This window comes from Pelatocladus sp. BLCC-F211, from assembly GCF_041928655.1.
Lineage (GTDB): Bacteria > Cyanobacteriota > Cyanobacteriia > Cyanobacteriales > Nostocaceae > Pelatocladus.
On record NZ_JBHFLM010000172.1, the window covers coordinates 1 to 13,587 of the forward strand.

At 41.5% G+C, this 13,587-nt stretch carries 13 protein-coding genes and 1 pseudogene; 10 read left to right on the forward strand and 4 right to left on the reverse strand.

Translation table 11 applies throughout. The features are described 5' to 3' along the window. Positions 1 to 513: 513 nt before the first annotated feature. The 6 genes from ACE1AT_RS21295 to ACE1AT_RS21320 all read left to right on the forward strand — a co-directional run bounded on the left by ACE1AT_RS21295 (position 514) and on the right by ACE1AT_RS21320 (position 5,460). Complete coding sequence (locus tag ACE1AT_RS21295) at positions 514 to 1,767, forward strand: AmpG family muropeptide MFS transporter (RefSeq protein ID WP_374871986.1); 1,254 nt, start codon at positions 514 to 516, stop codon at positions 1,765 to 1,767. Then, a complete protein-coding gene (locus ACE1AT_RS21300; RefSeq protein ID WP_374871942.1) occupies positions 1,752 to 2,210 on the forward strand; it encodes an ABC transporter permease in 459 nt (152 codons plus the stop codon). Before ACE1AT_RS21295 ends, ACE1AT_RS21300 begins: the two co-directional genes overlap by 16 nt. A 181-nt stretch (positions 2,211 to 2,391) precedes the next feature. After that, a complete protein-coding gene (locus tag ACE1AT_RS21305; RefSeq protein WP_374871944.1) occupies positions 2,392 to 2,601 on the forward strand; it encodes a hypothetical protein in 210 nt (69 codons plus the stop codon). A 32-nt stretch (positions 2,602 to 2,633) separates the two neighbouring features. Then, on the forward strand, positions 2,634 to 3,152 hold the full coding sequence (locus tag ACE1AT_RS21310) for a GNAT family N-acetyltransferase (RefSeq protein WP_374871946.1): 519 nt from the start codon (positions 2,634 to 2,636) through the stop codon (positions 3,150 to 3,152). Positions 3,153 to 3,229: 77 nt separating this feature from the next. Further along, positions 3,230 to 3,988 carry a HEAT repeat domain-containing protein gene (locus tag ACE1AT_RS21315; protein WP_374871948.1) on the forward strand — a complete coding sequence of 253 codons (759 nt, stop codon included), beginning with the start codon at positions 3,230 to 3,232 and terminating at the stop codon, positions 3,986 to 3,988. 35 nt (positions 3,989 to 4,023) lie between these two features. Further along, complete coding sequence (locus tag ACE1AT_RS21320) at positions 4,024 to 5,460, forward strand: hypothetical protein (RefSeq protein WP_374871950.1); 1,437 nt, start codon at positions 4,024 to 4,026, stop codon at positions 5,458 to 5,460. A gap of 75 nt (positions 5,461 to 5,535) precedes the next feature. Here ACE1AT_RS21320 and ACE1AT_RS21325 read toward each other — a convergent pair whose 3' ends face one another. After that, entirely contained in the window at positions 5,536 to 5,871 is a 336-nt protein-coding gene (locus tag ACE1AT_RS21325) for a hypothetical protein (protein WP_374871952.1), read from the reverse strand. Between the two features lie 196 nt (positions 5,872 to 6,067). Here ACE1AT_RS21325 and ACE1AT_RS21330 point away from each other — a divergent pair. After that, positions 6,068 to 6,361: pseudogene (locus ACE1AT_RS21330) on the forward strand (IS66 family transposase); the annotation flags it as partial. Between the two features lie 159 nt (positions 6,362 to 6,520). On the opposite strand, the gene ACE1AT_RS21335 reads toward ACE1AT_RS21330, so the two are convergent. Both ACE1AT_RS21335 and ACE1AT_RS21340 read right to left on the reverse strand, forming a co-directional pair. Beyond that, a complete protein-coding gene (locus ACE1AT_RS21335; RefSeq protein WP_374871954.1) occupies positions 6,521 to 7,849 on the reverse strand; it encodes a PQQ-dependent sugar dehydrogenase in 1,329 nt (442 codons plus the stop codon). Between the two features lie 149 nt (positions 7,850 to 7,998). Then, complete coding sequence (locus tag ACE1AT_RS21340; RefSeq protein WP_374871956.1) at positions 7,999 to 8,478, reverse strand: hypothetical protein; 480 nt, start codon at positions 8,476 to 8,478, stop codon at positions 7,999 to 8,001. A gap of 265 nt (positions 8,479 to 8,743) precedes the next feature. Between ACE1AT_RS21340 and ACE1AT_RS21345 the strand changes: the two genes are divergently transcribed. The 3 genes from ACE1AT_RS21345 (at position 8,744) to ilvB (ending at position 12,905) form a co-directional block, all read left to right on the forward strand. Continuing rightward, on the forward strand, positions 8,744 to 9,397 hold the full coding sequence (locus ACE1AT_RS21345) for a hypothetical protein (RefSeq protein WP_374871958.1): 654 nt from the start codon (positions 8,744 to 8,746) through the stop codon (positions 9,395 to 9,397). Positions 9,398 to 9,516: 119 nt separating this feature from the next. Continuing rightward, entirely contained in the window at positions 9,517 to 10,779 is a 1,263-nt protein-coding gene (locus ACE1AT_RS21350; RefSeq protein WP_374871960.1) for an MFS transporter, read from the forward strand. A gap of 206 nt (positions 10,780 to 10,985) precedes the next feature. After that, a complete protein-coding gene (gene ilvB / locus ACE1AT_RS21355) occupies positions 10,986 to 12,905 on the forward strand; it encodes a biosynthetic-type acetolactate synthase large subunit (protein ID WP_374871962.1) in 1,920 nt (639 codons plus the stop codon). Positions 12,906 to 13,089: 184 nt separating this feature from the next. Here the strand turns inward: ilvB and ACE1AT_RS21360 are convergent, their stop codons facing one another. Next, positions 13,090 to 13,284: a hypothetical protein gene (locus tag ACE1AT_RS21360; protein WP_374871964.1), complete on the reverse strand. Its 195-nt coding sequence runs from the start codon at positions 13,282 to 13,284 to the stop codon at positions 13,090 to 13,092. Positions 13,285 to 13,587 lie beyond the last annotated feature (303 nt).

A 13,587-nucleotide genomic window follows, 5' to 3' on the forward strand; every position in this document is an offset into this window, starting at 1 on the left:
GCATCTTTGACAGTGCCACAACGATATGACTTGTTTACGCGATTAAATAAATCATATCGTAAACGTTGCGTAGCTCGCATTTTATCCGGCGTAGCAACATCAGTTTAGAATCCCCATACTTCTAGTAAGGGGAGATGTCAAGCACAATCCAAAATCCAAAATCCATAGACGCGTAGACGCAGAGGGGCTTCCGAAGGTAAGCGGCTACCTTTGGTAGGCGCGTTAGCGACAGGCGTGCAAGTAGACAGGGAGTGTCGAAGCGCAGGGTAATCTAAAATCCAAAATCGTATCAGCCAAATTGGCACTAAATTACACACTGGTTATGGCAATATATTTCCATTCCTGATCAGGAAAAACACAGAGATACGCAAGTCATAGCTCACAATAAAGAAATACAAAATTTTATCCTTAAATACTCATTCTCAAAAGTAAATTAAATTTCAATTCCTGATAAAAGTACAAAATACTGTGCAACAAATTCAATCTCTGCTTAAGGTATTTGAAAGCCGCAAGATGGCGGCTTTATTATTGCTAGGTTTTGCATCAGGTTTGCCCTTATTATTAATTGGGAATAACCTCAAAGCCTGGATGACTCAAGAACAGGTAGATTTGGCGGCGATTGGTTGGTTAAGCCTTGCTGCATTACCTTACTCGTTAAAGTTTCTTTGGTCTCCATTTCTAGATCGGTTTACACCGCCATTTTTGGGACGAAGACGAGGTTGGTTGATTGTGACGCAGATCGCTTTGATCGTCGCGATCGCCTTTATGGCTTTTCAACAACCCAAACAAGCGTTACAGCTTTTAGCCATCAACGCCATAATTATTGCTTTTTTGAGTGCGACTCAAGATATTGCTGCTGATGCTTACCGCACCGATGTTTTAACAGAATTAGAAATGGGTGCTGGCGCAGCAGTTTTTATTTTAGGTTATCGAGTTGCGCTATTAGTTGCTGGTTCTTTAGGATTAATACTGGCTGATCGGATGCCTTGGTCGTCGGTATATTTGTTTATGGCAGGAATGATGGTAATTGGAATCTTTGGTGTTTTACTCGCACCAGAACCACGAGAAATTAGCCCTCCTGCTTCTTTAGCTGAAGCAGTTATCCTACCATTCGGGGAATTTTTCCAACGCCAAGGAGTTGTCCAAGCCTTATTGATTCTGGTGTTTATCACCTTATATAAACTAGGTGATGCTTTACTGAGTAATATGGCAACACCCTTTTTACTCACTATTGGTTTCACTAAAACCGATATTGGAGCGATACAAGTAGGAATGGGATTAATTGCTACTATTGTTGGCGCTCTTGTCGGTGGTGTAGTTTTAAGCAGAATAGGTATCAATCGTTCACTGTGGATTTTTGGCGCGTTGCAAGCTCTAAGTAACCTTGCTTACTTTATACTTGCCCAACCGCAATTTACTCAAAATTACCAATTACTGGTAGTGACTATTAACATCGAAAACTTTTGTGGTGGATTGGGAACAGCTGCCTTTGTTGCCTTTTTGATGAGTCTTTGTAACCAGCGATTTTCCGCCACCCAATATGCATTGCTTTCCAGTTTAATGGCCGTCAGCCGCGATATTTTGGCTGCTCCAGCTGGAGCGATCGCCAAAAGCACAGGTTGGTCTACATTTTTCTTAATTACTATTATTGCCGCCGTGCCAGGGTTACTGCTGCTACCTGTTTTCGCTCCTTGGAACCCTCAACCTATAGCAATGCCAAGACCAGGATTAGATGATGAGGAAGAAGATATATGGGGCAAAAACTAATAATTATTGTTGCCACAACAATCCTGTTATTTACAGGATTGTTGCTTGGCTACGTGCTTTCCCAGCTAGTTTTAGGATTTCTGGGACTTAACCTCCTAACTTTTCTGGGAACATTCAGTCTCATTTTGATTTTTGGCACACTTTATTATGTTTTGTTTTGGGAGTTGCGTAGGCAGTCTAACCGAACCAAAGCTAGCAACTCACAGCCAGCAACTCAGCCATTAACTGAGCCAGTAGCACACTCACCAACCGAACCAACACTCAGACCTTCTACCCCACGTGGAGCTGATAACCGTCTAAAAAATAAGCTAATTTCAATGGTAGCTGGCGACACCGCCGCCGCAGAACGCCTTGTTGAACAAGCAAAACAAGACTACCCAGGAATGCCAGAAAGCTGGTACTGGGAAAGAGCGATCGCGGACTTAGAACGCGATCGTAGATGAAATTAGTTATCAGTGAACAGTTACTAGTGAACAGTGAAAGAGCAAGGGTAATCCCTAGAATTAATTTCTAAAAATTAACTGATAACTGATAACTGATAACTGATAACTGATTTCTCCTGAACATCGTTAAAATAAATCATGTTAACTTCATAAATCTTCAGTTAAGCTTTATATCTCAAAAATGGCTATATTTCGTCAATACATAGCTCCCCTACTCGTAGTTTTGATATTTTTGTTTGCGCTAGTAGCAGTCAGTGTTCGTATATTCTTACCTGGGGATATGGCAGCACCGGCACCTGTTGAAGAGAATGGGGGTATAGGGAGAGTGGGAGACGCACAGAAATTAAGCGTGTCTTTTGTATTTCCCACCTCGTCCTCAGCTTCCGTATGATTCTAGTTGAGCAAAAACTTGCATTTTGATTTGTGGAACTGCTACCAAGTTACTGTATTCGTCATGGCTCCAGTTTAGATCGGGCATTGTTGGTCAAGTTCATGCAATTGACTTACCAAGAAATGTTTTCTGTTGGGGATTTTTCCCATCTCGCACAAACAGTACAACAATACTTTTCTAACCAAACACCTTTATGGTGGGTGGATTTTTTAGGAATAGAAAAAGACACGGGGACACTGGGACATGGAGAAATGGAGATATTATCATTTCCCCAGTCCCCCAGATCCGCCGTAGCTTGTCTGTGGATGGGAAATGCGATTGATCAAGTAACAGGCGATCGCCATGCTCACATTTTTTTACTCTACGTCGTACCAGAACATCGGCGACGAGGAATTGCCACAGCTTTGATGCGGTATGCAGAAGACTGGGCAAAAAAAAGAGGCGATCGGCAAATGGGTTTGCAGGTGTTTCAATCTAACCAAGCTGCATTAAATCTTTACAGTCACTTGGGTTACGAAACTCAGTCCTTGTGGCTGAAGAAACTTTTATAACTTTAATTTTTTTGGACATTTAATTTTAAATTTTGAATTTATTGGTAAGTGGTAGTAGGGAATGGTACTTTTTATTTATGTATGACGAAGACGACCTCAGCCTACTTGATGTAGAAGTGGAGCTAGAAAGTCCTCTAGATAAAATGGAACCACTGACCGCAGAGTCAGAAGTGCCAAAACCCGATCCAGAGGAAATGCTACCACTGTTAGAGCATCCCCAACCCCAGCAAAGAATGCTGGCAGCACGTGCCTTTTGTGACGTCGAAGATGCACGGGCAATTCCCCATTTGATTAGTTTGCTGACTGATACTTGCCCTCTAGTGCGAGTAAGTGCAGCTTACGGACTCGGACGTAACCCCAGCCCCGACGCTGTAGAACCATTGATTACTCAATTAGGGCGAGATTGGAATGGGTACGTACGCAAAGGCGTGGTTTGGGCCTTGGGTAACTGCCGCGATCGCCGTTGTTTAGCACCTCTAGCCGATGCTCTGAGAACAGATATTTCCGCAGTCCGATTGTGGGCTGCAAGTTCCCTAGCACAGATGGCGCAAATTGGTTATGAAACTGTGGTTGGGGCCATACCACCATTAATCGAAGCTTTAGTACAAGACCCTGTAGCACCAGTACGGAGTAACAGCGCCTGGGCGATCGGACAGTTATGTCGCGAACTACCTTCTAACATTGTTTATGCCACTGCTATTGATGCCTTAATTCAAGCTTTTGCCGAAGACAAAGATTTGGGAGTTCGAGAAGACACCAAAGCCGCACTTTTAGGAGTAGGCGATCCGCGAGGATTACAGTTGATTGAAACCCTAGAACAAGAAGGGTGGTTTTAGGTATCATATACCTAAGTTTTGAGCATTAATTGAGCATGTACAGCAAAACACCAAGCGGTAAGAGTCGCAAAGGTCAAATAACTGTTAGACCGGATGCCGGAAGTATTAAAGCTTGTTTTCCACGTGGTTATTTTGAGGATGGAAAACAAGTCAAGCTAGCCACTGGGATTCCCAATGATGAAAATTGGGAATCTTCAGCTAAGAGACTAGAACGACGGTTACAGCAAGAGTTAGAAGATAGAAAGCTTGATGACGGTAACGGGAATTTCAATATCGGACGTTATCAAGAGATTTTAGAAGACTACGGATTAAGGGCAAAACTTAGACTAATTAAGAATGCAGAAACAAGTGATAGTCAACTGCCACCTAAACCTGAGCTAAGTATTTTGGAAGTGTGGGACATGTACTGTGAGTACATTAAGCCGAGCATGAAGGAAAGTACTTATTTTGAATTAGTTAGAGGACAATATACCAACTACGTTAAGTCATCTATTAAAGCAGTTGGGTGTGAAGATGCCGATAAAATAAGAAATTGGCTAATTGAAAACAGGTTTTTGTTAACAGTTAAAAAAACACTTAGTCACTTGTCAAAAGCATATCAGCGAGCGATTAGAAACAAACAAGTTACTTATGATCCGTTTAATGGCATGGCTGAAGAGATAAAGCAACTAGGCGCTAAAGGTAAAAAACAGAGTGAGATTGAAATTAACAACGATAAAGATATTCTTGATAAAAACAAAGCGTATACATGGACAGAAGCACAAGCAATACTTGATTACATAAAAAATAACGAAAAAACGAATTATCTTTATCCATTCGTTGGGTTTAAGTTTTTAACAGGCTGTAGAACAGGTGAAGCTATAGCATTCATGTGGGGTGATGTTTTTTGGGATAAACAAGAGATAGCAATTAGATGGACATACAACCATAAGATTAAAAAATTCTTGCCCACTAAAAATGAAACTGCCAGAAGGTTTCCTATGCCTAAAAATGGTGAATTATGGAATCTTTTAAAATTAATTCCCGAAGGTAAGCCGAATGATGTTGTTTTTAAATCTAAGACCGGGAAAGTAATAAATGATGATTTTGTCGGACGGCTATGGATTGGTTACGCACCCAATAAAACTAAAGGAATCATTCCTGCTTTAATTGAGCAAGGTATTCTTAAAAAATATTTGCCACTGTACAATACACGCCACACTTTCATCACTCATCAAGTTTTTGATTTAGGTAGGGATGAAAAAATAGTTTCAGCTTGGTGTGGTCATGGTGAGATGGTAAGTCAAAAGCATTATCAAGACATAGCTGATAGAGCATCACAAATTAATCCAGAGTTACCAGCTAACAACCAACAAATTCAACAAACTAACTCTGAAGTTGAATCACTCAAGGAAATAATAAAATCACTCCAAAACCAGCTACAAGCACAGCAAGAGTTAATAGCTAGTCTTCAGTCAAAGCTAGACAAGTAACAAATTACCAAAATAAGTATATAGACTTAGAAATATTACTCTCTAGGTGTATTTCTATATGTGTCTCTATCTTTTCTAGCTTATAAAATTTTTATCGGATAAGTTATCGGGTAAATTTTTTATAGCAAAGTTAAAACTGAACTTCCCCAATTGACAAAAGGCGTATGCTGTGAGTAGTAAGGCTTTTGAAGATTTCCGTTCTCGAGTCATTTTAAGTCTAATTGTTTGAGTAACGAGAAGGTCATAATAACCGATATCTGGAAAGTATTCTTTTATCAATTTAATGTTTGAATGCATAAATATTGATACATCAATCCAAGAATCAGCATCAGTTAATAAAATCGCTAACAGTGATATTGGTGCTATATCTGCTATTGAATATACTCCTCCTTTATCTGAGATAGGAATCATCTGTGAATTACAGTTAGAGCAGATAACATAAAAGCCAAAATCCGCTCTAGCGCTTATATTGCAAGATGGACAAATGTTATGAATAATTTTTCTGTCACTTTCTTTGAAAGGTTTTGCTACTTGGCGAAAATTAGCTCATGCTTTTTTCGCAGCACAAGACCATATTACTGATGAGCGAGTAGAAATTTTAGAGCGTGAGAATGAAACATTAAGAGAAGAAAATGAACGTTTAAATAGTTCAGTACCACCATCAAGTGACCAAAATAAGAAACCGAGCGATAAAAGCAAGCGTAAAAAAGGTTTGAAGCGTGGACAAAAGTACGACCATCCAGGAAAGACACGCAACGGATTTGGAGAACCAGACAAAATAGAAAAGCTAGAGTTAGAAAACTGTCCAGTTTGTGGTGCAGCTGTAGATTTAGTGGAACAGGCACCCAAAAAAGTGACCCAAGTAGCAGAATTAGTAGACCAACCCGTAGAAATCCGAGAGGATTACAGTTGATTGAAACCCTAGAACAGGAAGGGTGGTTTTGATCGGGGATTGGGAATTGGGGACAAGGGGGACAAGGGAGACACGGGAGACAAGGGAGAGAATAAACATCGATCCCTGATCCCTGATCCCCGATCCCCGATCCCCAATCCCCAATCACTAACCACTGTACTGAATTCGATAAATGCGGTTGTTGGCTTCTTCTGTAAAAATTAGGCTACCGTCGGGTAAAGTTAGTAAACCGACGGGACGCCCCCAAGTTGTGGGGATGGTGGGGTTTAGGAGAAATCCCGTGAGAAAGTCTTCATAGTATCCTTGCGGACGTCCCTCAGCATCAAAAGGAACAAAAACAACTTTATAACCAGTACCGCGATCGCGATTCCAAGAACCACGAAAAGCAACAAAAGCACCATTGCGGTATTTTTCGGGGAAAGTCTGTCCGTCGTAAAATTGCAAACCCAAAGCCGCGGAATGGGCTTGAAACAAGACATCTGGTGTAGTGGTAGTCTTTACTAAATCCGGGCGTTTACTTTTACCGTTATTTGCTTGACGTGGGTCAATATTGTTGGGCGCTAGGTATGCATAAGGCCAGCCGTAGAATTGACCTTGTTGCAGGCGTGTTAGGTAATCTGGTACTAAGTCATCACCGATACCATCTCGTTCATTTACTGTTGTGTAAAGCTGCTTAGTTACTGGGTGAAAATCTAAACCAACTGGATTACGCAAACCATAGGCAAAAGTCTGTTGATTGGAACCATCCAAATTCATCACCTGCACAGAAGCCCGTGGTAGTGGTTCCTCATCTACGTTTGTACCGGAACCAATAGAAACGTATAGTTTATTACCATCAGGCGAGGCTATGACGTTGCGTGTCCAGTGCTGGTTGTAGCCATAAGCAGGAATATCGGCTATTTTTTGACCATTACCATTAAGTTCTTGCTGACCTTGGGTATAGGGAAAGCGTAGCACTGCATCAGTGTTACCTAAAAAGAAAGAATTGGCTGCAAAAGTCATACCCAAAGGACGATTTAACCCGTTTTTAGCAGTAGCAAAAGTCTTTTTCACATCAGCCACACCATCACCGTTAGTGTCACGCAGCAAGCGAATGCGGTTTTGTCTGGTTTCAGTCACCAACACATCACCATTCGGGGTTAACGCTAACCAACGGGGTGCATCTAAATCTTCTGCAAAAACATTGACTGTAAACCCAGGTGGAACCCGCAGTGTCGGGTTAGCAGGAATTGAGACAACTTGAGGTGATTTTGAAGCGCTTTTAGTCGCAAAGGGTTTTGGTAAATTTTTCAGATTGATACGGATGCGTTGAGGTGAGAGTGGTTTAGTGGGGATAACATTTTGAGACTGTGGAGAATTCTGTGCTACTGGTGTGGAAGTATCGACAGAAGCACGAGTATTTTGCTCGCACGCTACTACTGTAGTTAGTAGTAAAACTAGCAGTAGGAAACTCCTAGAAGAATTTATTACAGTCATCCCAAATTTAAATCCAGCCCAACACTTATAAATGTATACTCACGACCAAAATACTGTCCCCAGTCTGCAAGTAGATGTTAGTGATTGGACATCGGGCATGAATCTGTTATCAGTTATCAGTTAACTGATAAGTTGTCTCCCTTGTCCCCTTATTCAGCCTGACTACAATATTTATTCACTTGTTCCGCAAGCACATCTGATTGTTTTCCAGCAAATTCGGCTGCTTTGAGGGCGTTGTCAATTTCACTTCTGGATGTTTGTATTTGTTGTCTACCAGATGTGGAAGCTTTTGCTAGCTTTGCAGTATTAAGCGCTTTACCTGCTTTATTGATATTTTGACTGAGTGTTGTAAATACTTTGACAAACCGAGTTTGGTATTCTTTGAGCTTGGGATCTTTTAAGTTTAGTTGCTCAATTTTTTTAGTTGCTGCTTCCAAATCCTTAGCCAGTTTCAAGCTTGTTGTAACCTGAGTACCTTTATTGATTTCTAATAAAGAATTTCCTTCGTTCACAGTCTTGATTAGTCGCTGACATTGGGAGGTTTTACTATCGTTGCAACCGACTAGCAATAAAGTCAGGCTTACACTTATAGGAACAATAATATTATTTTTACGACACCCGACAGACATTTACACCCGACCAAATTTAATATATGAAATCTAAATAATCGTAACCAATAGTAACCACAGATTCAGTGATTTGGGTTAGAGTTCCGATAATTGGGGATTGGGGATTGCGTAAATGCTACCTTTTATACACTAATATCTAGTATTTGATGGTCATTAACTATGTTCAATAGCCTTTACTGAATTATCAAAGGGAATATTTAATGTTATATTTGCAACATTTAAATTCAAAAATAATTCTGTTTAGAAAAGCTGTGATCAAATACTAATGAGTATAATTATTTGCCCAGGTATCCATACACAAGACTTAACAGAGAACTTTCTTACGGCTTTGAGAGACTCAGTGGTTCACAGTTTGCAGTCTCCAGATTCAGTAAATATACTAGTTTACCCAGCCGAAGTTTTTTCATCATTATCAGCATTTCATATTTTAGAGTTTTTACACAAACACTTAGGAGATAGGCTAGAATCACCGCTTATATTTATTTGTTTTAGTGCTGGTGTAGTTGGAGCGATCGCAGCCGCATCTACATGGCAACTACTAGGAGGTAAAATAAAAGCTTTTATTGCTATAGATGGATGGGGAGTACCATTATGGGGAAACTTTCCTATCCATAGGATGAGCCATGATTACTTCACTCACTGGAGTTCTAAACTACTGGGTGGCGGTGAAAATAATTTTTATGCAGATCCAGCAGTTGATCATTTAGAAATGTGGCGATCGCCCCAGAACATTCAAGGTTGGTGGGTAGACTCATCTTTTAGGGAATCGCCATCCCCGCAAAGTTTAACTGCGGCGGAATTTTTGCAAAAACTTTTGGTGCGCTATGAAAAAATTAGTCCGGAAAGTATAAGTACTAAGGAGGGGATCGGGGGTTGGGGATCAGGGATCGGGGAACGGGCAATGGGGAACGGGGACTAGGATAGGTTTTTAATATAATCCTCGCTCCCATTCCCCAATCCTCGCTCCCATTCCCCAATCCTCGCTCCCATTCCCCAATTTTCGCTCCCCAATCCCAACCCCCTATTCCCTAATTGCTGATGTTTCCAACTGAACCTGCTGCTGTAAATAAAGGATTTGGCGTCCTGCTCAGAAACCGTAGTTTTATGCTGCTGTGGATTGGGCAGTTATTGTCCCAGCTTGCGGATAAAGTTTTCTTTGTTTTAATGATTGCCCTATTAGAAAACTATCCACCTCCTGCGGGTTTAGCCGAAAACTCGATGTACTCAGCTTTAATGGTGGCGTTTACAGTCCCAGCAATTTTGTTTGGTTCTGCTGGAGGTGTGTTTGTTGACCGCTTTCCAAAAAAGCTGATCATGGTTGGTTCAGATGTTGTACGCGGTTTGTTGACACTGTTAATACCGCTTTTGCCACGGGAATTTTTGATTTTATTAATACTGACTTTTGCAATCTCCACTGTGACGCAGTTTTTTGCACCCGCAGAACAGGCAGTTATTCCGTTATTGGTGAAGCGAGAGAATTTGATGGCAGCTAATGCCTTGTTCAGCAGCACAATGATGGGTGCTTTAATTGTGGGATTTGCGATCGGCGAACCGATGTTAAGCTGGGCAAAAAATTACCTTGGTCCCAATTATGGTCAAGAGCTGGTAGTGGCAATATTGTATATGTCTTCTGCTGGGATCATGCAGCCCATTAACTTTAAAGACAATAGAAGCATTGGCGAACAGGAAGTAAGTATACATCCTTGGACAGATTTTAAACAAGGTCTACGCTATCTCAAGAAAAATCGCTTGGTGTTAAATGCCATGCTGCAACTAGTGACTTTGTATTGCGTATTTGCAGCCCTAGTAGTGCTAGCAATTCAACTAGCAGCAGAATTTGGATTAAAAGAGAAACAATTTGGCTTTTTCTTGGCAGCAGCAGGCGTAGGAATGGTAATTGGAGCAGGGATTTTGGGTCATTGGGGTGATAAATTTCATCACAAGCCCTTACCTTTGATCGGGTTTTTGATGATGGCAGTAGTTTTAGGGATGTTCACTTTTGTCAACCAACTGTCATTAGCTTTAGGACTTTGTGCTGTTTTAGGAATAGGTGCAGCCCTAATTGGTGTGCCAATGCAAACTTTAATCCAACAACAAACCCCACCTTCGATGCTTGGTAAAGTCTTTGGGTTTCAAAATCACGCCATCAATATAGCTCTTTCTTTACCACTGGCTATTACTGGCCCAATCACTGATGCTTTAGGCTTGCGAAGCGTGCTAGTAGGAATGAGTGCGATCGTTGCGATTATTGGGGTTTGGGCTTGGCACAATACCCGTCGAGTTTTGCAAGACGTGATATAGGGGATCAGTTATCAGTTATCAGTTATCAGTTATCAAATTAAACTGCTCACTCTTAACTGTTAACTGTTAACTGTTAACTGATTCATGCCCAATGCTCAATGTCAGGGATAAGTGATAATCTCAAGAAATGATCAAAGTTTTAAATTAAAATGAGAATTTAACTACAGAAATTCAGCATTATCTTAGCTAATAGGTGAGGTTCGACTGTGCGTTCACGAAGTGTCTCCGTCGGAGAATCGCGTTCCCCAATCATTGGTTCACAAACCGAGAAGCAAGCCCAGTCTAGTGTATCTTCATCGCCAGTCGTGACGCCCAGACGTGCATCTGGTGGTTTTGCACTGCTTGACAGTCTAAAACGCCATGGCGTCGAATATATTTTTGGTTATCCTGGTGGTGCGATTCTACCAATTTATGATGATTTGTATAAAGCAGAAGCTAGTGGTGAAGGCATCAAGCACATCCTAGTTAGACATGAACAAGGTGCCGCCCATGCTGCTGATGGTTATGCTCGCGCTACAGGAAAGGTAGGAGTGTGCTTTGGGACATCAGGACCAGGGGCGACTAACTTGGTAACAGGTATTGCCACTGCTTATATGGACTCGATCCCGATGGTCATTGTCACAGGACAAGTACCCCGTCATGCAATTGGTACAGATGCGTTTCAGGAAACCGATATTTACGGTATTACACTGCCAATTGTGAAGCACTCTTACGTAGTGCGTGACCCTAAAGATATGGCACGGGTTGTGGCTGAAGCTTTCCACATTGCCGCGACGGGGCGACCAGGACCAGTTTTGATTGATGTCCCCAAAGATGTAGCATTTGAAGAATTTGATTATTTACCTGTGCAACCGGGTTCGGTGAAGCTACCCGGATATCGCCCCACAGTCAAGGGAAATCCACGCCAGATTCATGCTGCAATTCAACTGATTCGCGACAGTCGCCGTCCTTTATTGTATGTCGGTGGAGGTGCGATCGCTGCTGATGCTTACGCAGAACTTCAAGAATTGGCTGAGTTATTCCAAATCCCTGTCACCACAACTTTAATGGGTTTGGGTGCTTTTGATGAGCATCACCCTCTATCTTTGGCAATGTTGGGGATGCATGGTACTGCTTATGCTAATTTTGCAGTTACCGATTGTGATTTACTCATTTGTGTGGGTGCAAGATTTGATGACCGCGTCACGGGCAAGTTGGATGAATTTGCTTCCCGCGCTAAGGTAATTCATATCGACATCGACCCCGCAGAAGTCGGTAAAAATCGTATTCCCGATGTACCTATAGTTGGCGATGTCAAAAACGTATTGCAAGACATTTTACGCCGATGTGAAGAATTGGGTATCAAAGGTACACCCAACCAAACTCAAGAGTGGTTGAGATTAATCAATCGCTGGAAAGAAGAATATCCTTTGGTTGTACCACACCATGCCGATAGCATTTCACCCCAAGAAGTAGTTGTAGAGATCGCTAGCCAAGCACCCCATGCTATCTACACCACAGATGTCGGTCAACATCAAATGTGGGCAGCTCAATTTCTCCAAGCCGGACCTCGACGCTGGGTTTCTAGCGGTGGTTTGGGAACAATGGGTTTTGGCGTACCAGCAGCGATGGGTGCTAAAGTTGCTTTCCCTGATCAAGAAGTCATCTGTATTAGTGGTGATGCCAGTTTCCAGATGTGTTTACAGGAACTTGGCACGCTTGCACAGTATGGGATAAATGTCAAGACTGTCATTCTCAATAATGGTTGGCAGGGGATGGTGCGCCAGTGGCAACAAGCTTTCCACGGTGAGCGTTATTCTTGTTCCAACATGGAAGTAGGGATGCCAGATATTGAATTACTGGCAAAAGCTTATGGTATCAAAGGCGTAGTAGTTCACAACCAGGAAGAATTGACAGATGCGATCGCCGAAATGTTAGCCCATGACGGCCCGGTGATTCTTGATGTTCACGTTACCAAAGACGAAAACTGTTACCCAATGGTAGCGCCTGGTAAAAGCAACGCTCAGATGATCGGTTTGCCTAAGCAAGCACCGAAAGCTGACGTCGAAGCAGTTTATTGCAGTAATTGTGGTGCGAAAAACCTTCCCGCTAACAATTTCTGTCCAGAGTGCGGCACAAAGTTGTAATCAAGTTTTTGTAGTGAGTGCTTAAGCACTCACTACAAACATCTCAAAGAGAATTGACCTTGTTATAAAAGTTCGTTTAAATATATAAAATTTAAATTTCTTACTCACACTAGTAATTTTGTTGCCATTAGGTAAAGTGAACATCCTACTTGTGTGAGTATCAAAACCAAGCAAACAATCTTATCTACTTACCCTTGAGTGCCTTATTAAAGTTTTGCCGATAGGGCTTATTTGTAATATATAAAACTGGCCACAATAAAGACAAAATCAGGCGATTAGATGTACTGCGAGTAAAATTTGTCTTCCTATATCCATTCCAGAACTTCCAAGCAAAACCTGTATAACCTACTATCAATAAAACAGCAATTAATCCACTCATTGCAATTTACTCCACAATCAAAAAATAGAATTTGAGTCCAGAATTTCCACGCGCAATCTGATCAATTACACCAATCAAATCTTAAGTAAGACAGCGCAAATAACAAAAGGTTCGTAGTGAGGACTAAAGTCCTCACTACGAACTCATTGCAATAATTTACGTTCCTTAACATAGTTTGATTTATTCTCACCGACTTACTTACTAAACGCTGTAGTTAAGCACCCGCTTTGATAGATAAATTTTCATAACTCTAGTTTAAATTAGCTTTTCCATTAGACTTATCCGAAAATTAGGTTTTGACCC

What these genes read in the sequence shown, in the direction of transcription:
- ACE1AT_RS21295 (WP_374871986.1), top strand. Translation starts at nt 514, where the DNA reads ATGGCGGCTTTATTATTGCTAGGTTTTGCATCAGGTTTGCCCTTATTA.
- ACE1AT_RS21300 (WP_374871942.1), top strand. Translation starts at nt 1,752, where the DNA reads ATGGGGCAAAAACTAATAATTATTGTTGCCACAACAATCCTGTTATTT.
- ACE1AT_RS21305 (WP_374871944.1), top strand. Translation starts at nt 2,392, where the DNA reads ATGGCTATATTTCGTCAATACATAGCTCCCCTACTCGTAGTTTTGATA.
- ACE1AT_RS21315 (WP_374871948.1), top strand. Translation starts at nt 3,230, where the DNA reads ATGTATGACGAAGACGACCTCAGCCTACTTGATGTAGAAGTGGAGCTA.
- ACE1AT_RS21320 (WP_374871950.1), top strand. Translation starts at nt 4,024, where the DNA reads ATGTACAGCAAAACACCAAGCGGTAAGAGTCGCAAAGGTCAAATAACT.
- ACE1AT_RS21325 (WP_374871952.1), bottom strand. Translation starts at nt 5,871, where the DNA reads ATGATTCCTATCTCAGATAAAGGAGGAGTATATTCAATAGCAGATATA.
- ACE1AT_RS21335 (WP_374871954.1), bottom strand. Translation starts at nt 7,849, where the DNA reads ATGACTGTAATAAATTCTTCTAGGAGTTTCCTACTGCTAGTTTTACTA.
- ACE1AT_RS21340 (WP_374871956.1), bottom strand. Translation starts at nt 8,478, where the DNA reads ATGTCTGTCGGGTGTCGTAAAAATAATATTATTGTTCCTATAAGTGTA.
- ACE1AT_RS21345 (WP_374871958.1), top strand. Translation starts at nt 8,744, where the DNA reads ATGAGTATAATTATTTGCCCAGGTATCCATACACAAGACTTAACAGAG.
- ACE1AT_RS21350 (WP_374871960.1), top strand. Translation starts at nt 9,517, where the DNA reads ATGTTTCCAACTGAACCTGCTGCTGTAAATAAAGGATTTGGCGTCCTG.
- ACE1AT_RS21360 (WP_374871964.1), bottom strand. Translation starts at nt 13,284, where the DNA reads ATGAGTGGATTAATTGCTGTTTTATTGATAGTAGGTTATACAGGTTTT.